The following is a 24,724-nucleotide window of genomic DNA, read 5'->3' on the forward strand; positions in this document are numbered from 1 at the left end:
TAAAATTCTTCATCTCATTAATGTTTAAAAAAGGGGAAATGGGTTTGGTTGAACCGAGATCAGTGATTGCAGAAGAACTAAAGAAGTACGGCATGGAAGTTTCACAATTTTTATCAGTAAAGCCAAGAATTGCGGGCTATGGTAGGTAAGCGGAAGAAGTGAGGTCGGGTATCCTGAGAGAGTAGACGTGGAATTATTTTATGTATATAATCAATCGTTGTTTTTAGATATAGTGATTCTCGTAAAAACAGTGTTCATGGTCCTTTTAAGAAAGGGAGCTTATTGATTATAGGGGAAAGTATGTATGTCTGATAAAAAAAGATTATTTGAAAACTTTCTATCTTTAGCAACTTTGCAAGGGCTAAATTATATACTTCCTTTGCTTACACTACCCTACTTAGTGAGGGTTTTAGGTCCAGACAACTACGGATTAGTGGCGTTTGCTCAATCATTTATTCAGTTTTTTATTATTTTAGTTGACTATGGATTTAATCTGTCTGCTACAAATCAAATTGCGATTTATAGAGACAATAAAAAAAAAGAGTTGAAAGTATTTTCAGTACTGTTATGACTATTAAGTTATTCTTTATGATGATAAGTTTCTTTATACTTTGTTTATTGATCTTGCTATTCCCAAAATTTCAAAACCATAAACTAGTATATATAGTAACATTCGGAATGGTTATCGGTAATGTTCTTTTCCCTATTTGGTTTTTTCAAGGAATGGAAAAAATGAGGTATATTACTATTCTGAATATCATTCCTGAATCCGTGATAAAGACGCGTTCAAAGCTGCCAAGAAAACTGGATCAATCAACAAAATATTGCACTCGGGGTTCTTCACCTAATAGGTGAACATTCGAAATGGAGTCGAAGTCTCGACACGATTGGGTTTCCCAGCATTTTTGATGCACTTCTGTCACGGATTCAGGTATCACAAAAGCAGGCAAAAGCAATCTTGCCGAAAAACGGTGTTGTTGTGAAAACGATCGTGACGTCCGAAATCGGCCGCGCGATTGCCGAGCATTATGGTTTGCCAACGATCGATACGTTGACTGGGTTTAAATTTATTGGCGAGAAGATTAACGAGTTTGAACGGACGAAAGAATACACGTTCCAATTCGGTTATGAAGAAAGCTATGGCTATTTAATCGGCGACTTTGTCCGCGACAAAGATGCGGTGCAATCGGCGATTTTTGCCGCGGAAGTAGCGGCTTATTATAAAACGCAGGGAAAAACATTGTATGAAGGGTTATTAGAGATTTTTGAAAAGTACGGCTACTATCGTGAATCATTACGTTCGCTAACGTTAAAAGGAAAAGACGGCGCCGAGCAAATCGCGAACATTTTAGCGGCCTTCCGCAAAGAACCGCCGAAAGAAATCGCTGGCGTTGCCGTTGTCGCGATCGAAGACTATTTAACAAGCAAGCGCACCATTGTCACGACAGGGGAAGAACAGGCGATTGACTTGCCTCGTTCAAACGTGTTGAAATATCATCTTGCGAATGGCGCATGGTTCTGCTTGCGTCCATCAGGCACAGAGCCGAAAGCGAAGTTTTACTTTGGCGTGAGAGGAACATCGTTACAAGAGAGCGAAGAACTTGTTGCCGCATTAGAAAACGCCGTAATGGCTATGGTCCATCAAATCGTTAATGCATAATTGGGGGATGGTATATGATTCTCGTTGTCGGCGGAGCCGGTTATATCGGCAGTCATTTAGTAAAAGAGTTAGTGGAAAAAGAGCAAGTGATCGTGCTTGATAACTTATCGACTGGCCATCGCTATTTAGTGGATGACCGCGCGGTGTTTGTGCAAGGGGATTTAGGGAACAAAGCGGATCTTGAACCGATTTTTGAAAAATACCCGATTCAAGCCGTCATGCATTTTGCGGCGAACAGTTTAGTCGGCGAATCGGTGGTGAATCCGCTGAAATATTATCAAAACAACGTTGCCGCTACATTAACATTACTAGAAACGATGCTGAAATATAATGTAAAAAACTTTATTTTCTCATCAACCGCGGCGACGTATGGAATTCCGAATGTCGAATTGATTACGGAAGATTGCCCAACAAATCCAATTAATCCGTACGGCCGCTCAAAGTTGATGATCGAACAAATTTTAGCGGATTTTGCTTCTGCGTATGGTTTGAACTATGTCGTCCTTCGCTACTTTAACGCGGCTGGAGCGCACGAGTCGGGGGAAATTGGCGAAGACCATAACCCGGAAACGCATTTAATTCCGCTTGTCTTGCAGCATTTGTTAGGCCAGCGCGACAAAATTTCCGTTTTCGGCACGGACTATGATACACCCGATGGGACATGCATTCGTGACTATATCCATGTCACCGACTTAGCGAAGGCGCATATTTTAGCGCTGGAAGCATTGTTGTCAGGCAAAAAGAAAACCGCTGTTTATAACCTTGGCAACGGCTTAGGCTATTCCGTGAAAGAAGTGATTGAAACATGTGAGAAAGTAACCGGCTGCAAAGCGGTCATTGAATATACCGACCGCCGCCCGGGCGACCCAGCGCGCCTTGTTGCATCCTCGCAAAAAATTTATGAAGAACTTGGATGGAAAGCGGAATATTCGTTAGAACAAATCATCGAAAGCGCGTGGAAATGGTATCAGCGGAAAGGACGATGATTAGGCCACCCCTTGGTGGGGCGGTTTATTTATAGGCATTTTCTATATACAGCGGTTTCCCTAATGAAATGAGTGCAAGAAAATTCTTTAAGGTGTAAAATATAATTACAATACCGTTTTAAAAGGGAGAGGAAAGGTATATTGGAAGGGAATATGGAAAAGAGACCCTTCAATGTTTATTGTAATTCCATTAGTTTAAGTATGACTCTTCATGATATTATCCTTAATCTTCAACAGCAATCGCCCGATGAGAATATATACCTCGGAAAGGTTACTATGAGCCCACAACACGCCAAACAATTTGCCTATTTGTTATTGAATTACATTAAGCAGTATGAAGAGATATTCGGTGAAATCCCTTCCCCGCCAAGCGAGGAAAAGATTCAGGAACTTTCGCAATTAGGTATTATTGGTGTGAAGAGTGAGCAATAATGGAAGGTAACAAGATCAATACAGACTACATATTTATAACTGAGGACCCTCTAGGCAGAGAGGTTCGGCTTAAAAGCACAACATGGAATTATCATATTGTTGGTGGGGATCATACAAGGGAAGAGTTTATAGGCCAAGAAGATATGGTCAAGAGCGTCATTCAAGATCCTTGTTTTATATTGCCAAATAATCCGGACGATCAGCATGATACAAGACAAAAATATATAGATCTTGTACAATTGCCTAAGTTTAAGTCGCTAAAGGCGTTGGTCGTTATTGTCGACCATGAAAATGAAGCGTATGGTGACGTTGTTACCGTCATCGCCAAAAGCAGGTTAAACCAAGAGACAGGAGGTGCGATTTATGTTCGTCCAAAATTTACAGGAAAACGTTAAATACTCCTATGACTATGATCACGATGTTCTTTATATTTATTTGGGCGAACCAAAAGTGTCGTACGATGACGAAGCAGCTCCTGGTGTGTTTATCCGGTTTTCTGAAGAGGATGAGGTCATTACTGGCATTGTGATTATGGACTACAAGAAGCGGGATATTGAGCGTATCAAGAAGTTTATACCGGTGAATATTAATTTTCATACGATTAACGAACAAATCCATTAGTTTTGGCCGATTTTGCCTCTGGAATGGATTCCACTATATCATCCTTCGCTACTTTAATGCGGCTGGGGCGCACGAGCCGGGGGCAAAGCGGTTCTATTTTCTAGAGCTTAAGTGCACTGGATGGGAGCCGTATTTGACATAAACATTAGGACTTGATTTTATGCAAAGGTTGCAAAATATGAGGTGCAACATTTGATTGAACAATTGAAACAAACGCGCATTATCTCCTCCTGAATGGGGGGGCAGGGCTGATGTTTGATGCAAAACGAACACAACCGTTCTGCGCAGCCGCGGAACTTCAAGGCATAAAAAGATGGTTTGCCAGTTTCGAAAATTCTCTTTTCTGGTTAAGGGTATGGAGAACGAAACAGCGAAGGGAAAAGGTTTTTCCAAGGGATCTCCCCCTTCCCCGTGATGCGGGTGGGAGGGGGATCAAATGTATTTTATCATCGCCGTTTCATCGCAACAGTCGAGTTTCGGGCAGTTGACGCAATCAATCCACACTTTTTCCGGCAGTGTTGATTTGTCCACGATCTCAAACCCGCATTTTCGAAAAAACTCGACTTGGTAAGTAAAGGATATTAACCGCTTCACCCCGAGTCTGGCCGCTTCGTCGGCAATATGGTCGACGAGCAGGCGGCCGATTCCTTTCCCCATATGGTCGGGAGATACGACGAGCGAACGCACTTCCCCGAGATCTTGCCCTAGGATATGCAGCCCAGCAGTGCCGACGATTTGGCCGTTCTCCTTGGCGACATACATGCATTGCAAGTGCTGGTAGATGGACAGCAGCGAGCGAGGCAACACCAATCCTTTTTCCGCATAGTGTTGGATGAGTGCGTGCATGTCTTTGACATCGCTCGTGACGGCATGGTCGATTTGCATTTGGATCCCTCGCGATCAGTCGTCATTGTATGTTTATAAATATACAATATTTTGCGTTTATATTCAATCACGAATTTTCGTTGGCTGGGGGATGTTTCTGCCAAACGCTTCGCGGCAGGAAGAGGAAAAAGAATGCCATTGTCGAAAGAATAAAGTGTTTTTTGGAAAGCAACAGGAATATGCATTGGATGATGGCATATTGGTCGATTGAATCGTATGGAAGTGTAGGGTTTTTCATGAAACGAGGGGGAAGGATATGAGCACGATTACCACGTTTGACAGTACGGTCGAAAGTTTGCTTGATTTGCTTGAAAGCATTCAGGAATGTCGAACACAGCTTCCTGATTTTCAGAGAGGCTGGGTTTGGGATGACGAGCGGATTCGGAATTTGTTGATCAGTGTTTCTCTCTCTTATCCGATCGGTGCGGTGATGATGCTCCAGACGGGAAATCCGAATGTCCGTTTTGCCTCAAGGCCGATCGAAGGGGTCGATAACGTGAACCAAGTTGAGCCGGAACGGCTGATTCTTGACGGTCAACAGCGGCTGACGGCGTTGTTTCAATCATTGAAATTGAAAGCGCCTGTAGCGACAAAAGACAAGAGAGACAAGGCAATCAAACGGTTCTACTATATTGACATTGACAAAATGTTAGATCCGAACGTCGACCGGGAAGAGACGATCGTCAGTGTTCCGGAAGACCGAATCATTCGCGGACCGGGAGGGAGAGTCGTTCTTGATTGTTCTGACTTGGAGAAAGAATGCGAAGCGGGAATGCTTCCGGTGAATTTGCTTTTCGATCCTGCGGGGTTGTTGGCGTGGCAGACGCGCTATTTTTCGGATTCAACGAAAATTGCGGAACGGTCATTGAAGTGGCAAAAGTTGATGACGGACGTATTTCCCCGTTTTCAGCAATATCAAGTGCCTGTCATTATGCTTCGTAAACCGACTCCGAAAGAGGCGGTTTGCCAAGTTTTTGAGAATGTAAACACGGGGGGCGTCTCTCTGACCGTCTTCGAGCTTCTTACCGCCACATTTGCGGCGGAAGATTTCAAGCTGAGGGATGATTGGGAAGAGAAGGAAGCAAAATTAAAGAGATCTGGAGAAATTTACAACAAAGTGTTGGCCGATATCAGCAGCACCGACTTCCTGCAGGCAGTTGCGTTGTTGGCCACGTACAATCGACGAAAAGAGGGGGACGGCGTGGCGGTCAGCTGCAAGCGGCGCGACATCTTGCAGTTGACGTTGGCGGATTACCAAAGATGGGCGGATCGGGTGACGGAAGGGTTTATTCAGGCGGCTCAATTTTTGCATGAGCAGCATGTGTTTTCCGCGCGAGACTTGCCGTACGGCACCCAGTTGATCCCGTTGGCGGCCATTTTTGTAGAACTAGGGAAAGAAGCGCATAATGTCCATGTCCGTGATCAAATTGCCCGCTGGTATTGGTGTGGCGTATTGGGTGAACTATACGGAGGAGCGACGGAGACGCGGATTGCCCGTGACGTGGTGGAAGTCGTCGAATGGATTCGCGGCGGTGCGGAGCCGACGACGGTGCGGGATGCCCATTTCGCCGCTGATCGCCTCTTCACGCTGCGCACGCGAAACAGCGCCGCTTATAAAGGGTTGCAAGCCTTGCTCATGAGGGAAGGGGCGCGGGATTTCTTATCTGGGGTGCCGATCGATATTCAGACGTATTACGGCGAATCGATTGATATTCACCATATTTTCCCTCGTGACTATTGCGAAAAACGAGGGATTGAGAAAGCGAAGTACGATTGCATTATGAATAAAACTCCATTGTCCTATAAAACGAATCGGATGATTGGCCGTGATGCTCCAAGTGTATATTTGAAGAAACTGCAGGAGAGGAAAGGCGTTTCGGCAGCGGTGTTGGATGACATCCTGCAAACGCATGTCATTGATGTGGCATCCATAAGGGCGGATGATTTTGACCAGTTTTTTGAAAAAAGAAAGCTGGCTCTGCTTGCGATGATCGAACGGGTGATGGGCAAGAAAGTGGAGTGAGCGGGACGGGAGGATGTTGTAGGGGAGAGGTTTTGGTTTATATTTCAAGTTTCAAGGAAAAGGAACAAATGCCTTGGAACGACGTATTCGCAGGGAGATCAAAGGGGGAAAACTTGGTGGAAAAACAGGAACAGATACATTGGCTGCTGGACAGCAGACAAATGGAAATAGAATATTTAAAGGAAATCATAAGAAGTTTAGGCAATACGAAAGAGAGGCTTTTAGACATCATTACTAACCCTGGGAATTATGATGAACAAACGGTTCAACAGGCATGGGCTCATTTGCGAATGATCGACCAAAGATTGTTGGGGGAAAGAGATTGGGTAAAAATTCATAATGAGATGATCAACGTCAAAAAGGAATTAAAAAGGATCCGGAAATGGTGCCGCCAGTGGAAACGGGATCATGCCGATGGAAAATGAGAGACACTGTTTGTCAAATACATATGGACAGAGAAGGGGAGACTGCTGATGGGTGAAGGGATGTCCTTCTTCGATGTCTGGATTGTTGTGCATCTTTAGTTTGGAATATTTTTAAAAAATCGGCAGCCCCAGGGACCGGCTGCCGATTTCCATGTTTATTTATGCATTTGCTTTTGGAGACAGTTCAACAGCGACTCGGATGGCTTCGAGCATGCTTTGCTCGTCGGCTAAGTTTTTTCGGCAATGTCCAAGGCAGTGCCGTGGTCGACCGAGATGCGGATGATACCGTCCTTGAGGACGACGGTGACGTTTTTCCTCGCTAAAAATGGCAGGCGAGCGTATGTCAGTTCGAATGTACTGTTTTTTGGTTGCTTGCTGAGGTAGCCGAAGCTTGCCTCTGCGGTATGGTTTTTCCTAAAAAGAAGGTGACAATGCCTGCCAAGGCGAGAGACAAGGCTAAGAAATAAAAGCCTGCATGGTAGTTCCCTGTTAGGTCTTTGAGTACACCAAAGAATTTTGGTCCGTTGTAACCACCAAGGTTGCCGATGGCGTTTTGCAAGCCCATGGCTGCACCGGCTACTTCAGCAGGAATAATGGCCGTCGGGATCGCCCAGAGCGGCCCGTATGGTGCATATACACCGATTGCTGTGATAGATAAGAGAATCATTTTTAACAGAGGTGTTTCTACAAACTGTCCCGTTATCATAGCGCAAGCTGCTACAAACAACGGGATGACGACGTGTTGTGTGCGGTTCATGCGCCGATCCGACCAAGATGAGTTCACAATCATGCCAACGAGCGCGCATGTGAACGGAAGGGCGGTCAACCACCCCATGACAGATGAATCGTCGGTGAACTCACTGACAACGCTAGGCACCCACATCGTATAACCGTAAAATCCAGTCATCCAGAGGAAGTACATGATGACAAGTCCCCAAACGGCTTTGTTTTTAAATGCAGCCGCATATCCTTGAGATTTGGCGGATTGGCTTTGTTCAGCAGTCAAGGCGTGCAATAATTGCTGTTTTTCGTTCTCATCCATCCATTTAGCTTCAGTTGGACGGTCTTTAATCATCGCATACCATACAAACGCCCAAACAATGGGTGGGATGCCTTCCAAAATGAGCACTGTCTTCCAGCTGAAATGTTTCAATAAAATGCCTGTGATTGGCGCCATGAGGATGGCGGAAACAGGCAAGCAAGCCATCCAAAATGCGTTAGCCCGCGCTCGTTCTTGAAGGGTAAACCAGTTGGAGAGCAATACGAGAACCGCTGGCCAAACCCCTCCTTCGGCTACGCCTAGCAAGAATCGAACGAGTTTTAGCTGTCCCTCGGTTTGAACAAAACCAGAGGCCATAGCGGCCAATCCCCAAAGGATCATCAAGATAAAAATAAACTTTTTGGCTGACCATTTTGTGGCTAAGATGCCCCCAGGGATTTGCAATAATAAATATCCAATGAAGAAGATTCCAGCGATATCTCCAGCTGCAGAAGAAGAAATATTTAAATCTTCCTGTATATAAGGCATCAACACACCTATGTTAATACGATCCATATACGCAAGCATGTACATGATAAAGGCGACAGGAATGATTCTTGCCCATTTTGATTTCATCGTACTCCCCCATTTTACATGAAGATTTTTTTGCAACCGCTTTCAAATGGCGTGTGATGGAAAGCAATACGGACAAAACTACTGCCCGATTGCTTTCGGTCAGCTGGACGGTTTATGCTGTTTGTAAGGAGCGAAACCGTCCAGCGTATTTAGCGGCCACTTTAATGCATTCTTCCATACTTACGCTGCTTGCAATGCCTTTTCCTGCGATGTCGAACGCGGTTCCGTGGTCAACGGATGTGCGTAAAAATGGAAGTCCATTGGTAATCGAAATGGTTCTTTCAAAATCCGCCATCTTCGCGGCAATATGACCTTGATCATGGTAAAGGGATAGTACAGCATCATAACGTCCGTTTAGTGCGTGATGAAAAACAGAGTCAGCAGGAACTGGTCCAACGGCGTTAATCCCTTTTTCTTGAGCCATTTGAATGCCTGGAAGAATCTCATCGATTTCTTCCCTTCCAAACAGCCCATTTTCTCCACCATGTGGATTTAATGCGGCAACGGCGATTTTCCGATTTTCTACTCCCAAGCGTTGTAGGGCTTGATCACAACGAATGAGATAGTCGCAAACTCTTTCTTTTGTCATGGCAGCGATGGCATCTTTCAAGGACAGATGTCTCGTTAAGAAGAAAATGCGCATATTTCTTACTTCAAACATCGTCAGCGGATCATCGGTGTTGGTCAAAGCAGCTAAAATCTCTGTATGGCCGATAAAAGGAACATTGGCAGCTTTCAGCGACTCTTTATTGATCGGTGTGGTTGCTAAAGCTGATACGCTTCCATTCAATGCCAAACGAACAGCTGTTTCAATATATTCATAGGCTGCCTTGCCACATTGTGCTTGGACTTTTCCCATTTCAAGGGTGTCCACATTTACATTGTTCAGTGAAATAACATCAATCGTTCCGTGTTCATACTTCCCTTCGGCAGGGTCTTTCATTTCATGGATGTCGAGGGCGATATTGGTAAATTCCATTGCCATTCTCAATACATCACTATTGCCGATGATAAGTGGTGAACAAACTTTGTATATCTCCGGGTTGTTCAAAGCTTTTACAATGATTTCCGGTCCAATCCCTGCCGGATCTCCCATTGGAATGGCGATGATTGGTTTCATTTGTGCTGACATAGCCTTCACTCCTTGTATTGTTGATTTTCATTTGTAAAAATCGGAGGCTCTTGTAGATGGAACGTTGATCGCCAACCATGCCGCCTTTTGTAACGACAGGAAGTCCTTCTAAGTATCCCCCTGAAAAGTATCCGAAAGAGGTCAATGGAAGCACTTCATCTTCGATTTCAATGCCATTCGCTCTTCCCACCGCGCAAAGGGAGGCCGTAACGTCGCCGCCGCTTGTGAAGCATCCGCCAATTGGGTAGTTGGAATTTTCAATGATTTTACGGCTGATAACGGCGAGTCCGTCTGTAATTCGCTTGGCCAACGCATCCTCCGATGTTTGCTCCGCCGCAGACAACGCTTTTAAATTAATTAACTTATTGGCGGGATGATACGTTGTAACGATTAGGATGTTCTCTGTCTCGAGACGTTCCAGGCCAACGGCCACCGCTCGTTCGACTTCCTCATTCCAGCTGGTTGAGAAGCTTGCTAATTTTTCAGGATTGACATACACAGGGTTGGTATTCGTTTTCGCCAACAGATAGTGAAGCTGACGGCCTGTTAAGGACGTTACGCTTCCGATAACCATTAGTATTTTTTTTGTTTCAAGCTGTTGGTGGAAGTAGAATCTTGCATAATACGCTGTTAAAGGGCCAGGATCAACCGGAACGATGATGTGATCTTTGATTTTCACAATCGCCAGGGCAATGGTTTCGATATGTTCATCGTTGACGGCATCGACGACAATGATCCGGTTTCCCCGTCCGATTTCTTCCTTCAGACGGCAGGAGATGCGTTCTGCGCCGGAAAGAACGACATCCAGTCCGATCAGTGCGACGGGGTGGATGCTTTGTTGCTGAATAAGAGCCGGAACGAATGACTGATCAACAGGTGTCAGCGGATCTTTGGCCACGTCTGTCTCTTGAACAGGGATGCCGTCAACGAGCAAATATCCTCCCGTAGTCATCCTCCCTGAATCAGGAAAAGAAGGAACGACGACAGCGACAGAACGATCGCCAAGTTCGTGCAAAACCGTGTCGATTTCGAGTCCAATATTTCCGCGGACGGTGCTATCAATTCGCTTGCAAATGATCTTAACGTTCCACTGTTTAAAATAGTTGACAGCCTGACGGACACGATTCTCCGCGATTTCTTTTGGAGAATAGCGGCTGTCCGTGTCAACGCAGATGGCATCGTACTTTTCGATATTGGTTAACGAGGCATTTCTCACAAAGGTTGCTGTTTTGAATCCTTGCTTGGCCAACCGGACGCCTGTCGCGTTGGCGCCGGTCAGGTCATCAGCGATGACTCCGATTTTCATAACGATTATCCCTCCCCTCGTCTGTGTAGCGCCAAGGTTGGTTGGATCACCTCCTCACGCTTCTGCCCAGCTGAGCCATGGCTTCAGTCCAGGAAGGGTCATTGAAATGGCTCCGGGTTGACGGCAATGATATGAGTATGTTCGCTGTATTGACATTGGTCTTCTTGGTGCAGCCCTGTATCAGTGATAATTCCTTCCAGTTCTGAGAGTGGGCAGACGAGAGAAAATGATTTCTGATTGAACTTGCTGGAGTCAACAAGCAGCCAAGTTGACTCGGCGGCTTGCATCATGAGCTTTTTAATCAACGATTTTTCAAACGTTGGAGCTGTGACTCCTGATGTGACATCGACTGCATGAGCACCTAAAAAGAAGAGATCGGCGCGAATATTTTTTAGTAGTTCTTGAGTTGGCCAACCATACAAAGTGCCAATTTGGTTTTGTAATTCTCCTCCAGTGACGATCACCTTTAATGAACTTTCCATTAGCTCGGCCGCAATTTTGATATCATTGGTGACGACAGTTAGATCTTCTCGATGTTTGATCAGTTTGGCGACCTCAAAAGTAGTTGTTCCAGAATCCAAGATAATGCTCGCGTTTTCAGGTATGAACTCAACTGCCTTGCGAGCAATGGCCTGTTTCTGCCCAATATTTTTCTCTTTTTTCGCGGAGTAAGGCGTCTCTTGAATCAGTGACTGAGGATGAATGGCTCCTCCGTGGGTGCGTACAACCTTCCCTTCCCTTTCCAAGAAAGCCAAATCCCTTCTGATCGTCATAGTGGATACGTTTAATTGTTGCGACAGTTTTTCAATATCGACCTTGCCTTGAGTCATTAACTGCCTTTCAATCCATTCACGTCGTTCCTTTGGTAACATATGTTTCATCCCTCAGTTAGTTTGTTTGATTTTTTCATATTGGTGTTAATTTGTAACAACATTTTATTATTTTATGTTCGTTTTTGTCAACTATAAATTCTAAATTTTTTAAAAGTAACAACTATACGTTGGGTAAGTAGTAAAAAATGATTGTGTGTTGGATGATCCTTAAAGAAGTTCCTTATCGGGAATTGTACGTTCTTCACATGAATCGGAAGGAAATCAATATTTGCGAACGGAAATGGGCGGGAGTGTGGAGGGATGGTGCCACTCCAGATAGAGGACGGGTTGTTGTTCACGGCATTGCGGCTCACACATCGAGGGAAGACCATAGAGTTCCGCAGGGTGTTGGCTGATACTGGATCAGCAGGGACGATCGTCTGTGCGGATCAGGCCGCGAAGATCGGGATTGTTCCGGGAGAGCATGATGGTCATTTATCGATTTTGATTGGAGAAAAGACAGAGGTTCGAATCTTGCCAAGCAGCAAAGGAACGGTGAAAAAGCCGCACAGTGGCGGCTCTTTGGCGTTATGAGGAGGGCGGCTGATGGTTGTCCATTTCCTTCGCGAGATCGGCGACTTCAGCGACGGTCAGGCCGGTTCGTTTGGCGATTTCGTGAATGGGGAGGACGTCAAGCAAATTTTTGGCGATTTCGATGGCCTTCCGTTTTTCCGTTTGCTTGATCGCCTGCTCCTTTTCTTGCAGAGCTTGTTGCACGGCTTGTTCTTTTTCTTGTATCGCTCTTTGCACAGCTTGTTCTTTTTCCTGCATCACTTTCTTCAACATTTCTTCTCTTTCTTGTTCAAGTTCTTCGACTAACAGACGGAACACTTTGTTCATTTTGATCCACTCCTTTACTTTTTCGGCGTATGACCGGTCGATGAACTTATCTGTGGCGGTCAGGACGCCGGCGATGATGTGCAGCTGTTTCGGTTCGTCGTCGATCGTTTTCGCCAGTTCGATCGTTTTTTCGATCATCGTTTGCCGGTCGAAGCGGGTGTGCATGAGCGGAACGAGGATGAGTTTCATCGTTTCTTCCGGAGTGAGCGGTTCGCCGTTGTGGACTTTTTCTTCAATGGCATGGAAAATGGCATCGCCGTTGAATTCGCCAAGCAGCACCGCTTTGGATGAAAGAAGCACGTCGCCGGCGTCAAGCTGTTCGCGGGCGCTCGTGACATCGCTTGTGTAGATCACAACGATGCGAATCGGGCGGATTCGTTTGTCCTGTTGATAGTATGTGTGAAGGATGCGGCAGGCATAATCGAGATACTTCAAATGGTTGTCGAGAAATCGTTCGTTGCTTTCGTACTCCAGAAGCAAAATGGAATCGTCTTCGAGAAGAAACACGGTGTCGGCGCGCCGTTCGTCCGCCCGAACAGACGGAAATTCGGTTGGCAGCACTGCTTTGATCCGCGGGAGTCCGTGAAGTCCGTATACATCGAGGGCTTGGTTTTGGTACAATGCGCTGAGTGATTTGAACAAAATGTCTTTGGCGTGATGCGAGATCCCGCCCGGCATCGTCTTCACTCCATTCGCTTTTTACCTAAATTATACTACTTGCCCGATCGGTTGTCAGCTGTCAACGCGGGCGGAAACGCGGTGTTTGTTCGGTGAGGGCGAAGGGCATCTCCTTGAAAACTCAAACGGGTTGCGACCCGGAACAGATGGATGAATGGCGCTGTTTTGCCCTTATGGCCGGATGAACACCTCTGTTCCGTTCGGGACGATGGAGGCGAGTTCGAGCACGTCTTTGTTGTGCATGCGGATGCAGCCTTTGGATACGTATTTGCCGATCGAGGATGGGTTGTTCGTGCCGTGGATGCCGTAATGGAGTTTGGATAAGCTGAGCCACATCGCGCCGAACGGCCCGCCTGGGTTCGGCTGGCGGTTGACGATGACAAAGTCGCCGACGGGGGTGGCGGTGACCATTTTGCCGACGCCGATGGGATACGTACGGATCGTCCGCCCTCGGTGTTTTAACGTCAGCTGGCGGCGGCCGATCGAAATGTGGATCGTGTACGGAATCGATCCTTTCGGCGGAAGGTGGGGGATGACGATCCCCTGGCCAGGGAAGATGACGGACGCGGCGGTCAAACCATTGGCGCGAAGGAGCGCCTCAACAGATGTGCGGTAGTCGCGGGCGATGGAAGCGATCGTTTCCCCGCGTTTGACGATATGTGTGTACATGGCAGTTCGCTCCTTTTTTCGCTGGATGGAGAAACCAGCTCCGATTGATGATACATTAGTGTATGAGAAGATTCGGATGAGGTTGCTCCAATAGGAAGAGAGTCTCATGTGCATGGCATGGGAATACGGTGCGGCTGCCAGTCGCATGAACGCGCTGTGCGTTAGTCTATACTTGACAGGGAGCGTTGCCTAACGGGTGTTTCTTGTCAAAACGTGTAGGGGAAAAAGGAAGAGGGCGTGAATGAGAACGTTTGTCCTAAAACCGGAAGGACAGAAGGTTGATGATGAGCTGTATGCCGAGCTCTCCCCTTTCCCGCTTGAGATCATGGACGGTGATCTCTTTTTTTGCAAAAGAGGAGCGGGAAAACTTGCTTAAGCTGTTGATATACAATGTCGGCATGAATCGGACGCTTGAGATCACTGAGGAATGGAAGGAACGGTGAAAGCGGCGCCCGTTCGATATCGGGGCCGCGTCGATGTTGGGGGTTACGGGCGGTAAGGGAACAAAATGCTCTTTTCCCCTTTTTCTGTGGCGACGAAGACGTCTTGGTGGATCTCGAACACGCCAAAGACGCTATGGAACGTCTGAATGACGCGGACGCGATACACGTCGTGAAGCGGTTTTTCCTTATCAGACATCGACCATGACGACAGGTTTTCCACCTCATCGATGCGGTAGTCGAACGTCTCGACGCCGAAGTCTTGCATAAAGACGTGGGCGCGGCGCTGGATGTAGACGTCTTTTGGGAATTTCTTTTTCATCAGCGGGTGAAACAGCTCCCAAGAGCTGCCAAAATCCCCTGCCTGTTCATAGCGGTAAAACGTGTCCACGATTTCCTTCGCCTCGTTTCGTTCGTTCGAAAGAAACAGGGTCAAAATCGCCACCAACACGGCGGCGGCGGTGAGAACCGCCACCCCCGTCCTGGCTCGGATCGTTTTTTGGCGGTAGCGTGGGAACATGGGGTCTTCTCTCCTCTCTGTTATACCATATGCACGATGGACGGCCGATATGGGCGGAGAAAGGAAGAGCGCTCGATATGACGGTGCTTTTGAGTCAAAAAATCCGTTGCGGTATAGTAAAATAGATGGCAGAAGCCATTGCAGCGGAAGTGAATTCATTCGTTCTATGCGGAAACGGGCGGGAAAGCGGAGCGTCCATCGGCTCCGTTTTTCCTTTTCCATGTTGAGAAAAACCGAACGTGCAGGAGAGGTAGAGAGGGATGAAGAGATCATTCATTTATGTGTTGCTTGTCGGGATCATGGTCGCCTGGGGGCTGAATGTGACGGCGTTGAAAATTTTGGTGGAGCATTTTTCGCCCGTCGCGTTGACGGCGCTGCGCATTCTAACGGCCGGGTTGGTCGTGCTTTTGTTTTTATGGGGGATCGGCAAGCTTCAAAAAGTCAGTTGGAAGGAGGCGAAACAGATTGGCGTGGCCGCCTTGTTCAGCGTCGTGGCCCATCACTTCTTTTTAGCGTTGGGAATTGCGAGGACGACAGCGGTGAATGCGGGTCTTGTGTTGGGGCTTGTGCCGCTTGTGACGGCGCTGTTGGCGATCGTGTTTTTAGGCCAGCGGCCGACGTTGTTTCGGCTACTTGGCATCGCGCTCGGGTTTTTTGGCGTCGTGTTTGTTGTGGCGAGCGGCGACGGGGGCCTTGGCCATTTGTCCATTGGGGATGTGTACGTCTTTTTGGCTGTTTTGGCGCAAGGGATCAGCTTCATTATGATCAAAAAAGCGACGGTCGAGGCGCGGTTGATGACCGGGTGGATGCTTGTCTTCGGGTCGCTTTGGCTGTTTGTCTTAAGCCTCGTGCTGGAACCAGGCGGCCTATCGAGTTTGAAAGAGGGCACGCCGCCGCTTTGGCTCATTTTCCTTGCTTCGGCGGTCGTCGCCACGGCGCTCGGCCATATGTTTTACAATCAGGCTGTGCAGCACCTCGGGCCCGCCGAGTCGGCCGTGTTCATCAATCTCAATCCGTTTTTTTCGCTTCTGGGGGCGCATTGGCTGCTGGGCGAGCCGATTTCGACGATGCAGCTGGCTGGTTTTCTTTTCATCGTCGTGGGCGTGTTGTTCGGCAGCGGGGGGATGGATGATGTGGTCGCCCGTTTCCGCCGGGCGAAAGTGGCGGCTGGGGGAAGGAAGGCGGGGATGTAGCAGCCTTGGCATCCCCTGCTTTTCGGCCTTGCGTGCAAGTGGCGGAACATTTATAGTTTCAGGAATAAGGGATTCACATTGCGGTTGGCGTCTTGGCTGTCTCTTTTCTGAAAAGGGATGGCCATTTTTTTTTGGGGCCATGGACCGGATTTTGCCTGATGATGTTGCTAATCGGCTTTTTTGAAACGTATGTGAAATGATCCGATGAGGAAGAACAACCATTGCGAAACGAAGTGGAGCGAATGGAAACGAAAGAAAAAGAACGCGTGCTGGAATGGATCATTTCGTACGAGCAAAAGGGGAAAATCGAAGGGCGGGAGGAAGGAGCGGAACAAGAAAAACGGCACATTGCGAAACGGATGTTGATGAAAGGGTTTGATGCGCAGACGATTCACGAACTGACCGGATTGCCTGTGACGGAGATTGAGGAAATGAAACAAGGCGGCTTCAAGTGAATGGAAATGAATCGCCGCACGCCGCTCGTAAAACAGGCGGGGCAAAAGCCCCGCCCTAGCGCTTCTGGTTCGCTGCGGTTGATTCCCGTTTGATCAGTTTGGTCGACAATAGCACTTCTTGAAATGGTTCGTTCGGATTGTCCCACCGCCACCGCAGCAATTCCACCGCTCGTTTGCCGTAGCGCTTCAGGTCGATGTCGACGGTCGTGATTTTCGGCGTCGCGATTTGCGACAGCTGTCCGTTGTCAAAGCTGCAGACGGAAACGTCATCGGGCACGTTGAGTCCGTATCGCTGCAGGCTGGTGCTGACGAAAAAGCCAAGCCCGTCGTTGACGCAAAACCAGGCGGTTGGCTGCCGCTTCAGCTCGCGGATGTAGCCTGCGATGACCGTTTCGTCTTCTTGCGCATGGCAGAACATCCACTCCTCGTTCGGCTTCACCCCATAGTCTTTCAGCGCCAATAAGTACCCTTCATACCGCTCTTGATAGCTCGGCGAATAGTGGATGTCGCCGACAAACGCGATGTCGGTATGGTGGAGCTCCAACAAATGCTGGACGGCCACATACGCCCCGAACCGATTGTTGGTCAGCACCGCATCGGCTTGGATGTTCGGATGGTGGTGATCGACCAAAACGGTCGGGATGCCCGTTTTGACGATTTGTTGGATGTACTCGGTGCTGATGTGGGAAAGAACGATGACGCCGTCGACTTGTTTTTCCTCGATGAACGAAGGCAACAGAAGCCGTTCTTTTTGTTCGTTGTTCACCGATTGGATGTGCAGCTTCATGCCGTGTGACAGCGCTTCCTGTTCAATGCTTAAGTAGATTTCGCCAAAAAATTTCAGCGAAAACGTGCGGTCGGAGGCGATGAGGGCGATTTGCTTCGGCGGTTTTCCGCGCGACTTCGCGCGGGAGGCGGGATATTCATACCCCATTTCTTTGGCCGTGCGCTTTACAAGCTCCCTCGTTTCTTCGCTCACCCCTTCTTTGTCGCGCAGCGCTTGCGAGACCGAGTTTTTGGAAATGTTCAGTCGATCGGCGATGTCTTGCATGGTGACGCGTTTTTTCATTCCCTACCTCCACTTTTCGCGATTTTTGCCCCCTATGTGAAGGGGGCGATCAGGACAGCGATTTTTTGCTTTTCATGATTCAAGTATACATCGAAATCTTGAAGGCTGGCTTCCGCTTTCGCCGCGTCTCTCTAGTTCAAGTATATCCTTTGTGAAAACGAAAGCCATTTACTCCATCGGAACCGATATATACGGAATGAAATTGTAACGTTACAAATATTATTTGTCAAGTTGATGAGTTGCATCTAAAAGTCTGGTGAAAAACAGAGCGTCGTGCGTAAATCCGCGACGTTGGATCAGAATCGCAAGTCTGTTCGACAAGGTTTATTTCATTGAACATAAGCGGGGCCATCAGCTTTTTCGCGAAATCACCAGCTTTCTAAACTCGAGGTTTTTTCTTGCTTTTTCCGCAAAAAGAAGTTGACTATTTCATGGAATCATGAAATAATGTTATTGTAATGTTATAAAATACCGTTACAAAGGTTTGTTTTTAGTTGACAAGTTCGTTCGTCTCCATGATTGATCATGGGAAGGAGAGGAGTTGTTCAAAGCGGTTGTTTGTGTAAGCGTTTTTACATCAAATACAAAGGGGGAATGGACGATGAAAAAACGCAAGTGGTTCAAGCTGGCTTCGTTGCTGCTTGCCGCTGCGGTGGCGGGGACAGGTTGCCAAGGACAGACAGGGAAGGAACAAGAGCAGAAGAAGGAAGGATCAACCGTACAAATTGAGTTTTGGGCGGCGCCGAACCCGACGCAGCAAGCATTTTGGAAGAAGATGGCCGACCGGTACATGCAAGAGCATAAAGATGTGAAAATCAAAGTATCCCCGATGCCGGAAAGTCCTTCTTCGGAGGCGGGCATTCAGTCGGCGATTGCGGCGGGAAACGCGCCGGTCATTTCCGAAAACATCTCCCGCGGGTTTGCTGCGCAGCTTTCGGACAGCCGGGCGATTGTGCCGCTCGATCAATTTGAAGGGTTTGACGATTTAATCGCCAAGCGGCAGATGAAAAGCACGATTTCAACATGGAAGTTTGCCGATGGCCATCAATATGTGCTGCCGATTTACTCCAACGCCATGCTGTTCGGATGGCGAATCGATATTTTGAAAGAGTTGGGATATAACGCCCCGCCGAAGACGTACAGCGAAGTCATCGAAGTCGGCAAAAAGCTGAAAGAAAAATATCCGAACAAGTTTCTATGGGCGAGAGCCGATTTGGTCAAACCGACGTGGTGGGCGAGATGGTTTGACTTCTTCATGATTTACAATGCGGCGTCGAATGGGACGCATTTCATCGATGGGAACAAGTTGAGCGCGGATCGTGACGCGGGTGTGAAGGCGCTCCAGTTCTTTGCGGATTTAAGCAAAAATCAGCTCGTGTTGACGAAAGAGACGAAAGACCCGTTTGAAAGCGGTACATCCGTGATGTCCGATTTAGGGCCATGGACGTTCCCATATTGGGCCGAGAAGTTTCCGGAAATGAAGTTTAACGAGAAGTATGTATTGTCGATGCCGCCTGTGCCTGATGGCACGGATCCGTCGCAGGCGAAAACGTTCGCGGATACAAAAGGGCTGGTCATTTACGCTTCGGCGACGAAAGAACAGCAGCAAGCCGCGTTCGATTTCGTCAAATGGGTGTATTCCGATCCGCAAAACGATTTGGAATGGTTGAAAGAAACGAACTTGCCGCCGGCGCGGGACGATTTGTCGACGAACGAGGCGTTTGTCTCCTATTTTGAACAAAATCCGCAGCTGAAACTGTATGCGGAAAACATTCCGAACGCCATCCCGCCGATGGATAATGCGAAAATGGTTGAGCTTCAAGAGCTGATCGGCAAAGAGGCGTTGAATCCGGTCGTCAAAGGCGAGAAAACCCCAGAAAAAGCGTGGGATGACATGGAAAAGGCCATCCGTGGGGTGCTCAAATAACATGAATAAACATGCGGCAAAAGTGGGTTGGCTGCTCGCCAGCCCATACCTTATCTATTCGGCTGTTTTCTTTTTGATTCCTCTGTTTTGGGCGTTATATCTCGCTTTCACGAACTGGAATTTAATTTCTCCCGAATATGAGACGGTGGGAGTGCAAAACTTCCTTGACGCCTTCTTTAGCCCGAGCGTGCGGGCAGCGTTTTGGGTGACGTATAAGTTTATGTTGATGTTTGTGCCGATCGTCATCGCCGGTTCGCTTTGTTTGGCGCTGATTCTTCACCATCTGCCTCGGTGGAAAGGATTGTTTGCCGTCGGCTATTTTTTGCCGTATTTGGCATCGGGAGTGGCGTCATCGATCGTCGTCAAAGGAGTCATTTCCTACAACAGCCCGCTGAATCAATTTTTGCGGGATGCGTTGGGCTGGGATATTGACTGGCTCGGCTCGCCCATCTTAGCCCCGCTCGTCATTGCGCTCATGATGGCGTGGAAGTTTGTCGGCTATTATGCGCTGCTGTTTTTGTCCGGCTTGGAAAGCATCCCGAAAGAAGTGTATGAAGCGGCCGAAATGGACGGCGCGATTGGCTGGAAGCGGGTTTGGCACGTGACGATTCCGATGCTGTACCCTTCGTTTTATACCGTGACGATTTTGGCGGTCGGTTTGATGTTTGGCATTTTCACGGAGCCATATGTGCTGACAGGCGGGGGGCCGGAGTATGCGACCCATACGTGGCAGCTCGAGATTTACAACCAAGCGTTTGAAAAATTGAACGCGGGTTACGGAACGGCGGTCGCGATCATCAATTCGATCGTCACCTTTGCGTCGATTTTCGTCTTTCGCAAAGTGTTGGAAAAATGGGGTGGCAAACATGGCTGGGAGTAAACGATGGAGGGTTGGCTTGCTCTATGCGTTGGCGGTTGTCGTTTTGCTCGTCATGGTGTTTCCGTATTTGTATATGGTGTTAGGCTCTCTTGCCCCATGGAATGAGGTCGACCGAAAGCTGATCCCGTCGTCATTGACGCTTCGCTCGTATGAATGGCTGTTTCAAGGCGGCGAAGATGTCGTACCGCGGCCTTGGCTTCGGGCGTTTTTCAACAGTTTGCTCGTCACGTCAGCGTCAACGCTGCTCATGCTTGTGACGGCGGTGATGGTTGGTTATGCGCTGTCGAAAGTGAAGTTTAAAGGGAGGCAATGGGTCCACAACGCGATTTTGTTTCAAATGTTTTATCCATCGATCATTTTGTTGATTCCGCTGTTTTTGATCGTTCGCTATTTCGGCTGGTACAACACGTATTGGGCGATGATCGTGCCGAAGGCGGTCAACTTGTGGGCGATCTTTATGTACACGAACTTTTTCCGCAGCATTCCCGATGAATTGATCGAAGCGGCCAAGATGGATGGAGCGGGCCATTTCACCATTATTCGCCGCATTGTCTGGCCGATGTCGCGGTCGATCACCACGATCATTTTCTTGTTCCTTTTCATGGAGCGATGGGTGGAACTGCTTTGGGATATGCTGGTGGTGAATAACGAAAAGATGTTGACGTTAAACGTGCTGTTGGCGCAAATGTTTGGGCCGTACGGCGGCTATCCGGGGCCGATGTACGCCGCCTCGGTGCTTCTCACGCTGCCGATTTTGATTTTGTTCCTTTTGTTTAGCAAGAATTTTAAGGAAGGGATGCAGTTCATATTAAAATAATAAAAACATCATAATTGGAAGAGGGAGCAGGGAGAGACGTGATGCAGACAAGGACGCCGACCATGAAGACTTGCCAGACGCTGCTTGAGGAATTTCAGCGTGCACCGCAGCCGCTTCGGGCGGAGAAGCTCGTGTTTGCCGGTGTCGGTGAGCGGGATGTGTACAACATTTCCGCGCCGTTTGAAGATGATGGCGAGTGGGTCATTGCCGGACGGGTGGAGGCACGAGACAGCGAGCAATCCGAAGTCTACTTTTTCGTCGAGCGTGAAGGGACATGGGTGCCGCGAGAAGGGGCGCCGGTGTTTGCGCTGCAGGATCCGTTTGTTTCGCGGGTGCACGGACATCTCGTATTTGGCGGCGTGGAGACGTTTCCGCATCCCGTGCTTCACGGGAAGTTGTATTGGCGGACGGTGTTATACCGCGGAAACACGATCAAGGAATTGGCGCATTTCTTCACCGGTCCCGACGGGATGAAGGACATTCGCCTTGTCGAGCTGCGGGATGGATCAGTTGGGGTCTTCACCCGTCCGCAAGGGGAAAAAGGCGGACGCGGAAAAATCGGCTTCACCCGCATCGGTGCGCTTGATGAGTTGACGGTGGAGGCGATTGAGAAGGCTCCACTCATTGACGGCCAATTTTCGGATGAAGAATGGGGCGGCGCCAATGAGGTGCATTTGCTTGGCAATGGGCTCGTCGGCGTCTTGGGCCATATCGCTTGTTTCGATCAGGAGCGGAACCGCCACTATTATCCGATGGTGTTTGTGTTCAATCCGGATACGGGGGAAGCGTCGGACATGGAGTTGATCGCCACGAGAGCCCATTTCCTCGATGGTCCGGCGAAGCGTCCGGATTTGGCGGATGTCGTGTTTAGCGGCGGATTGGTTCGCAAAGGGGACGGCACGGCCGACTTTTACGCTGGAACAAGTGACGCAGAAGCGCAAAAACTCACGATCGTGGATCCATTTTCGAAATACGAAAGGCAGGGGTGATGATGCACCTTTACCGCTATGAAGAGAACCCGCTTATTACGCCGGAAGATGTGCCGCCGCATCACGACGGGTTTGAAGTGATTGGGGCGTTTAACGCCGGGGTGGCGACGTTTCAAGGGGACGTGCTGCTGTTGCTTCGGGTGGCGGAGCGTCCCGTGTCGGACGATCCGAACATCGTGAAAGCACCGGTATGGAATCCAAAGACGGGAAAGGTCGAGGTTTACGAATTTCGCAAAGATGATCCGCGCTACGATTTTTCTGACCCGCGGGTGATCAAAGAGGCGGGGACGGAGCGGTTCGCGTATTTGACATCGCTTTCGTATTTGCGCCTTGCCCGCAGTCGGGATGGGCGGCGGTTTACGATTGACGACCGCCCGTTCGTTTATCCATCGAATGAGCTCGAGACGTTCGGTATTGAAGATCCACGCATTACATGCATTGACGGCACGTATTACATTTATTTCAGCGCCGTGTCGCCGAAAGGGGTCGGCGAGGCGATGGTGTCGACGAAGGATTTCCAGACGGTGACGCACCACGGCATGATTTTCGCGCCGGAAAATAAAGATGTGCTTATTTTTCCAGAGAAGATCAATGGGAAGTACTACGCCCTTCACCGCCCCGTGCCGCGAAGCAACGGCCGCCCTGAGGTGTGGATCGCGGAGTCGGAGAATCTGCTTCATTGGGGAAATCACCGCTTTTTGTTCGGTCTGCGCGAAGGGAAGTGGGACAGCGCCCGCATCGGCGGCGGGGCGGTGCCGATCAAAACGGAGCACGGCTGGCTTGAGTTGTACCACGGCGCATCGGATGACCACCGCTATTGCATGGGGGCGGTGCTGCTTGATTTGAATGATCCGTCAAAAGTCCTCGCCCGCTCAGAGCAGCCGCTAGTCGAGCCGGAAGCGGATTATGAGGTGAACGGCTTTTTCGGCCGCGTCGTGTTCTCATGCGGGGCGCTGGTGGATGGGGATGTTGTGAAAATGTATTACGGAGCCGCCGATACGTCGATGGCGTGCGTGGAGCTGAAGCTTAGCGAGATCTTGGCTTCGCTTGTGAACGTGTGAAAGCGAAGTTGCCCGCGCATTGCGGTGTAAGAACGGAAACGCCTGGATGGCCGGGCGTTTCTTTTTTGGTTTGCCGCGAACATACCGTGAGCGCAGGTGAGAGAGCGTTCAACGTTCATTGCGTCGCTTCGTTTTCTTTTTCGTTCAACAGAATTTGGTATAATAAAAACAACGGCGATTCATCGGTCAGGCCGTGCAGAATGGCCTGCAGGTGAGTCACGAAAACCAATGGCCATGAGTGGCAAGAATAGAGGATTATAAGATCGAGGAGGAACCATCGGAGATGAAAAAAGTGCGCAAAGCGATCATTCCGGCAGCCGGGCTTGGGACGCGGTTTTTGCCGGCGACGAAGGCGATGCCGAAGGAGATGCTTCCGATCGTGGACAAACCGACGATTCAATATATTGTCGAAGAAGCCATCGCCTCAGGCATTGAGGACATCATCATCGTCACCGGGAAAGGGAAGCGGGCGATTGAGGATCATTTTGACTACGCGTTTGAGCTGGAACAGATGCTTAAGCAAAAAGGGAAGCTGGATCTGCTTGAGAAAGTGAAAGAGCCGTCGAAGGTTGACATCCACTACATTCGCCAAAAAGAACCGAAAGGATTGGGGCATGCGGTTTGGTGCGCGCGCAATTTCATTGGGGATGAGCCGTTTGCGGTGCTGTTGGGCGATGATATCGTCCAGGCGGAAAAGCCTTGTTTAAAGCAGCTCATTGAGCAGTATGAACAAACGTTCAGCTCGGTGATCGGCGTCAAGCGCGTGCCGGAGGAAGAGACACACCGCTACGGGATCATCGACCCGCTCGAGCAGCAAGGCCGACGCTACCAAGTGCGCCGATTTGTCGAAAAACCAGCTCCGGGCACAGCGCCGTCGAACTTGGCGATCGTCGGACGGTACGTGTTGACGCCGGAAATTTTCTTGTTTTTGGAGAAACAAGAAGTTGGTGCGGGCGGAGAAATTCAGCTGACCGATGCGATCGGGCGGCTGAATGAAATTCAGCGCGTGTTTGCCTATGAATTTGAAGGAAAACGGTACGATGTCGGCGAAAAGCTCGGCTTTATCGAAACGACGATTGAGTTTGCCTTGCAAAACGAGGAGCTGCGGGATGATTTGCTTTCATTTTTGGAGCGGGTGGTGGCCGAGGCGAAGGGATCGAAGAGCAGCTAATTCAACAATAAGTCGTTCGCATTGACATGTTTTTCATGACGGTCTATCGTTTTTCCGA

Annotated in this window: 25 protein-coding genes and 3 pseudogenes; 19 read left to right on the forward strand and 9 right to left on the reverse strand. The window is 48.8% G+C overall.

Annotated elements, in window-relative coordinates:
- Positions 1–160: 160 nt before the first annotated feature.
- The 8 genes and pseudogenes from B9L19_RS19720 to B9L19_RS01080 all read left to right on the forward strand — a co-directional run.
- Positions 161–286, forward strand: a pseudogene (locus B9L19_RS19720) (sugar transferase); the annotation flags it as partial.
- A gap of 18 nt (positions 287–304) precedes the next feature.
- Positions 305–571: an oligosaccharide flippase family protein gene (locus tag B9L19_RS19500; RefSeq protein ID WP_053004373.1), complete on the forward strand. Its 267-nt coding sequence runs from the start codon at positions 305–307 to the stop codon at positions 569–571.
- Between the two features lie 20 nt (positions 572–591).
- The gene (locus B9L19_RS19505; RefSeq protein ID WP_256363763.1) at positions 592–855 is read left to right on the forward strand and encodes an oligosaccharide flippase family protein; all 264 of its coding nucleotides are present in this window, start codon (positions 592–594) and stop codon (positions 853–855) included.
- A gap of 94 nt (positions 856–949) precedes the next feature.
- Positions 950–1,660: pseudogene (locus tag B9L19_RS01060) on the forward strand (phosphohexomutase domain-containing protein); the annotation flags it as partial.
- 14 nt (positions 1,661–1,674) lie between these two features.
- Entirely contained in the window at positions 1,675–2,646 is a 972-nt protein-coding gene (gene galE / locus B9L19_RS01065) for a UDP-glucose 4-epimerase GalE (protein WP_047752520.1), read from the forward strand.
- A gap of 141 nt (positions 2,647–2,787) precedes the next feature.
- Positions 2,788–3,078 carry a DUF3467 domain-containing protein gene (locus B9L19_RS01070; protein WP_190304974.1) on the forward strand — a complete coding sequence of 97 codons (291 nt, stop codon included), beginning with the start codon at positions 2,788–2,790 and terminating at the stop codon, positions 3,076–3,078.
- Positions 3,078–3,473 carry a hypothetical protein gene (locus tag B9L19_RS01075; protein WP_015375988.1) on the forward strand — a complete coding sequence of 132 codons (396 nt, stop codon included), beginning with the start codon at positions 3,078–3,080 and terminating at the stop codon, positions 3,471–3,473. Before B9L19_RS01070 ends, B9L19_RS01075 begins: the two co-directional genes overlap by 1 nt.
- The gene (locus B9L19_RS01080; protein ID WP_047752521.1) at positions 3,442–3,699 is read left to right on the forward strand and encodes a DUF2283 domain-containing protein; all 258 of its coding nucleotides are present in this window, start codon (positions 3,442–3,444) and stop codon (positions 3,697–3,699) included. Before B9L19_RS01075 ends, B9L19_RS01080 begins: the two co-directional genes overlap by 32 nt.
- Before the next feature lie 432 nt (positions 3,700–4,131).
- Here the strand turns inward: B9L19_RS01080 and B9L19_RS01085 are convergent, their stop codons facing one another.
- On the reverse strand, positions 4,132–4,584 hold the full coding sequence (locus tag B9L19_RS01085; protein WP_047752522.1) for an N-acetyltransferase: 453 nt from the start codon (positions 4,582–4,584) through the stop codon (positions 4,132–4,134).
- 256 nt (positions 4,585–4,840) lie between these two features.
- Between B9L19_RS01085 and B9L19_RS01090 the strand changes: the two genes are divergently transcribed.
- Positions 4,841–6,607, forward strand: a complete 1,767-nt coding sequence (locus B9L19_RS01090; RefSeq protein ID WP_047752523.1) for a GmrSD restriction endonuclease domain-containing protein — start codon at positions 4,841–4,843, stop codon at positions 6,605–6,607.
- A gap of 116 nt (positions 6,608–6,723) precedes the next feature.
- The gene (locus B9L19_RS18890; protein WP_025948738.1) at positions 6,724–7,032 is read left to right on the forward strand and encodes a hypothetical protein; all 309 of its coding nucleotides are present in this window, start codon (positions 6,724–6,726) and stop codon (positions 7,030–7,032) included.
- 343 nt (positions 7,033–7,375) lie between these two features.
- On the opposite strand, the gene B9L19_RS01095 is transcribed toward B9L19_RS18890, so the two are convergent.
- From B9L19_RS01095 to B9L19_RS01110, 4 genes are all read right to left on the reverse strand, one after another.
- The gene (locus B9L19_RS01095; protein WP_047752524.1) at positions 7,376–8,647 is read right to left on the reverse strand and encodes an MFS transporter; all 1,272 of its coding nucleotides are present in this window, start codon (positions 8,645–8,647) and stop codon (positions 7,376–7,378) included.
- Positions 8,648–8,759: 112 nt separating this feature from the next.
- Entirely contained in the window at positions 8,760–9,743 is a 984-nt protein-coding gene (gene pdxA / locus B9L19_RS01100; RefSeq protein ID WP_241771933.1) for a 4-hydroxythreonine-4-phosphate dehydrogenase PdxA, read from the reverse strand.
- Positions 9,646–11,085: a four-carbon acid sugar kinase family protein gene (locus tag B9L19_RS01105; protein ID WP_241771931.1), complete on the reverse strand. Its 1,440-nt coding sequence runs from the start codon at positions 11,083–11,085 to the stop codon at positions 9,646–9,648. The genes pdxA and B9L19_RS01105 overlap by 98 nt, the downstream gene beginning before the upstream one ends.
- Before the next feature lie 98 nt (positions 11,086–11,183).
- Positions 11,184–11,957, reverse strand: a complete 774-nt coding sequence (locus B9L19_RS01110) for a DeoR/GlpR family DNA-binding transcription regulator (protein WP_025948743.1) — start codon at positions 11,955–11,957, stop codon at positions 11,184–11,186.
- 261 nt (positions 11,958–12,218) lie between these two features.
- On the opposite strand from B9L19_RS01110, the gene B9L19_RS01115 reads away from it, so the two are divergent.
- Complete coding sequence (locus B9L19_RS01115; RefSeq protein WP_241771932.1) at positions 12,219–12,491, forward strand: hypothetical protein; 273 nt, start codon at positions 12,219–12,221, stop codon at positions 12,489–12,491.
- Here B9L19_RS01115 and B9L19_RS01120 read toward each other — a convergent pair.
- The 3 genes from B9L19_RS01120 to B9L19_RS01135 form a co-directional block, all read right to left on the reverse strand.
- Positions 12,486–13,475, reverse strand: a complete 990-nt coding sequence (locus tag B9L19_RS01120) for an RpnC/YadD family protein (RefSeq protein ID WP_047752525.1) — start codon at positions 13,473–13,475, stop codon at positions 12,486–12,488. The genes B9L19_RS01115 and B9L19_RS01120 overlap by 6 nt on opposite strands.
- Positions 13,476–13,646: 171 nt before the next feature.
- Entirely contained in the window at positions 13,647–14,144 is a 498-nt protein-coding gene (locus tag B9L19_RS01125; protein ID WP_025948746.1) for a L,D-transpeptidase family protein, read from the reverse strand.
- Between the two features lie 486 nt (positions 14,145–14,630).
- A complete protein-coding gene (locus B9L19_RS01135; protein ID WP_047752526.1) occupies positions 14,631–15,104 on the reverse strand; it encodes a hypothetical protein in 474 nt (157 codons plus the stop codon).
- Between the two features lie 260 nt (positions 15,105–15,364).
- Here B9L19_RS01135 and B9L19_RS01140 point away from each other — a divergent pair, with 260 nt between their 5' ends.
- On the forward strand, positions 15,365–16,297 hold the full coding sequence (locus tag B9L19_RS01140) for a DMT family transporter (protein ID WP_047752527.1): 933 nt from the start codon (positions 15,365–15,367) through the stop codon (positions 16,295–16,297).
- Between the two features lie 164 nt (positions 16,298–16,461).
- Positions 16,462–16,752: pseudogene (locus tag B9L19_RS01145) on the forward strand (DUF4351 domain-containing protein); the annotation flags it as partial.
- Between the two features lie 55 nt (positions 16,753–16,807).
- On the opposite strand, the gene B9L19_RS01150 reads toward B9L19_RS01145, so the two are convergent.
- Entirely contained in the window at positions 16,808–17,821 is a 1,014-nt protein-coding gene (locus B9L19_RS01150; protein ID WP_047752528.1) for a substrate-binding domain-containing protein, read from the reverse strand.
- Positions 17,822–18,422: 601 nt separating this feature from the next.
- Between B9L19_RS01150 and B9L19_RS01155 the strand changes: the two genes are divergently transcribed.
- The 6 genes from B9L19_RS01155 to galU all read left to right on the forward strand — a co-directional run bounded on the left by B9L19_RS01155 (position 18,423) and on the right by galU (position 24,666).
- Positions 18,423–19,748, forward strand: coding sequence for an extracellular solute-binding protein (locus B9L19_RS01155; protein WP_047752529.1), 1,326 nt, complete (start codon positions 18,423–18,425; stop codon positions 19,746–19,748).
- A 1-nt stretch (position 19,749) separates the two neighbouring features.
- On the forward strand, positions 19,750–20,628 hold the full coding sequence (locus B9L19_RS01160; RefSeq protein WP_025948752.1) for a carbohydrate ABC transporter permease: 879 nt from the start codon (positions 19,750–19,752) through the stop codon (positions 20,626–20,628).
- On the forward strand, positions 20,615–21,445 hold the full coding sequence (locus B9L19_RS01165; RefSeq protein ID WP_047752530.1) for a carbohydrate ABC transporter permease: 831 nt from the start codon (positions 20,615–20,617) through the stop codon (positions 21,443–21,445). The genes B9L19_RS01160 and B9L19_RS01165 overlap by 14 nt, the downstream gene beginning before the upstream one ends.
- A gap of 41 nt (positions 21,446–21,486) precedes the next feature.
- Complete coding sequence (locus B9L19_RS01170) at positions 21,487–22,434, forward strand: MTP-1 family protein (RefSeq protein WP_025948754.1); 948 nt, start codon at positions 21,487–21,489, stop codon at positions 22,432–22,434.
- 2 nt (positions 22,435–22,436) lie between these two features.
- Positions 22,437–23,495 (forward strand): BtaManbiosPhlase, encoded by a 1,059-nt coding sequence (locus B9L19_RS01175; protein ID WP_025948755.1) that lies wholly within the window; start codon positions 22,437–22,439, stop codon positions 23,493–23,495.
- A 283-nt stretch (positions 23,496–23,778) separates the two neighbouring features.
- A complete protein-coding gene (galU, locus tag B9L19_RS01180; RefSeq protein WP_025948756.1) occupies positions 23,779–24,666 on the forward strand; it encodes a UTP--glucose-1-phosphate uridylyltransferase GalU in 888 nt (295 codons plus the stop codon).
- Positions 24,667–24,724: the final 58 nt, after the last annotated feature.

Origin of the sequence: Geobacillus thermocatenulatus, from assembly GCF_002217655.1 — a bacterium.
GTDB classification, from domain to species: Bacteria; Bacillota; Bacilli; order Bacillales; family Anoxybacillaceae; genus Geobacillus; species Geobacillus thermocatenulatus.

What these genes read in the sequence shown, in the direction of transcription:
- B9L19_RS19500 (WP_053004373.1), top strand. Translation starts at nt 305, where the DNA reads ATGTCTGATAAAAAAAGATTATTTGAAAACTTTCTATCTTTAGCAACT.
- B9L19_RS19505 (WP_256363763.1), top strand. Translation starts at nt 592, where the DNA reads ATGATAAGTTTCTTTATACTTTGTTTATTGATCTTGCTATTCCCAAAA.
- galE (WP_047752520.1), top strand. Translation starts at nt 1,675, where the DNA reads ATGATTCTCGTTGTCGGCGGAGCCGGTTATATCGGCAGTCATTTAGTA.
- B9L19_RS01075 (WP_015375988.1), top strand. Translation starts at nt 3,078, where the DNA reads ATGGAAGGTAACAAGATCAATACAGACTACATATTTATAACTGAGGAC.
- B9L19_RS01080 (WP_047752521.1), top strand. Translation starts at nt 3,442, where the DNA reads ATGTTCGTCCAAAATTTACAGGAAAACGTTAAATACTCCTATGACTAT.
- B9L19_RS01085 (WP_047752522.1), bottom strand. Translation starts at nt 4,584, where the DNA reads ATGCAAATCGACCATGCCGTCACGAGCGATGTCAAAGACATGCACGCA.
- B9L19_RS01090 (WP_047752523.1), top strand. Translation starts at nt 4,841, where the DNA reads ATGAGCACGATTACCACGTTTGACAGTACGGTCGAAAGTTTGCTTGAT.
- B9L19_RS01095 (WP_047752524.1), bottom strand. Translation starts at nt 8,647, where the DNA reads ATGAAATCAAAATGGGCAAGAATCATTCCTGTCGCCTTTATCATGTAC.
- pdxA (WP_241771933.1), bottom strand. Translation starts at nt 9,743, where the DNA reads ATGGGAGATCCGGCAGGGATTGGACCGGAAATCATTGTAAAAGCTTTG.
- B9L19_RS01105 (WP_241771931.1), bottom strand. Translation starts at nt 11,085, where the DNA reads ATGAAAATCGGAGTCATCGCTGATGACCTGACCGGCGCCAACGCGACA.
- B9L19_RS01110 (WP_025948743.1), bottom strand. Translation starts at nt 11,957, where the DNA reads ATGTTACCAAAGGAACGACGTGAATGGATTGAAAGGCAGTTAATGACT.
- B9L19_RS01115 (WP_241771932.1), top strand. Translation starts at nt 12,219, where the DNA reads ATGGTGCCACTCCAGATAGAGGACGGGTTGTTGTTCACGGCATTGCGG.
- B9L19_RS01120 (WP_047752525.1), bottom strand. Translation starts at nt 13,475, where the DNA reads ATGCCGGGCGGGATCTCGCATCACGCCAAAGACATTTTGTTCAAATCA.
- B9L19_RS01125 (WP_025948746.1), bottom strand. Translation starts at nt 14,144, where the DNA reads ATGTACACACATATCGTCAAACGCGGGGAAACGATCGCTTCCATCGCC.
- B9L19_RS01135 (WP_047752526.1), bottom strand. Translation starts at nt 15,104, where the DNA reads ATGTTCCCACGCTACCGCCAAAAAACGATCCGAGCCAGGACGGGGGTG.
- B9L19_RS01140 (WP_047752527.1), top strand. Translation starts at nt 15,365, where the DNA reads ATGAAGAGATCATTCATTTATGTGTTGCTTGTCGGGATCATGGTCGCC.
- B9L19_RS01150 (WP_047752528.1), bottom strand. Translation starts at nt 17,821, where the DNA reads ATGAAAAAACGCGTCACCATGCAAGACATCGCCGATCGACTGAACATT.
- B9L19_RS01155 (WP_047752529.1), top strand. Translation starts at nt 18,423, where the DNA reads ATGAAAAAACGCAAGTGGTTCAAGCTGGCTTCGTTGCTGCTTGCCGCT.
- B9L19_RS01160 (WP_025948752.1), top strand. Translation starts at nt 19,750, where the DNA reads ATGAATAAACATGCGGCAAAAGTGGGTTGGCTGCTCGCCAGCCCATAC.
- B9L19_RS01165 (WP_047752530.1), top strand. Translation starts at nt 20,615, where the DNA reads ATGGCTGGGAGTAAACGATGGAGGGTTGGCTTGCTCTATGCGTTGGCG.
- B9L19_RS01170 (WP_025948754.1), top strand. Translation starts at nt 21,487, where the DNA reads ATGCAGACAAGGACGCCGACCATGAAGACTTGCCAGACGCTGCTTGAG.
- B9L19_RS01175 (WP_025948755.1), top strand. Translation starts at nt 22,437, where the DNA reads ATGCACCTTTACCGCTATGAAGAGAACCCGCTTATTACGCCGGAAGAT.
- galU (WP_025948756.1), top strand. Translation starts at nt 23,779, where the DNA reads ATGAAAAAAGTGCGCAAAGCGATCATTCCGGCAGCCGGGCTTGGGACG.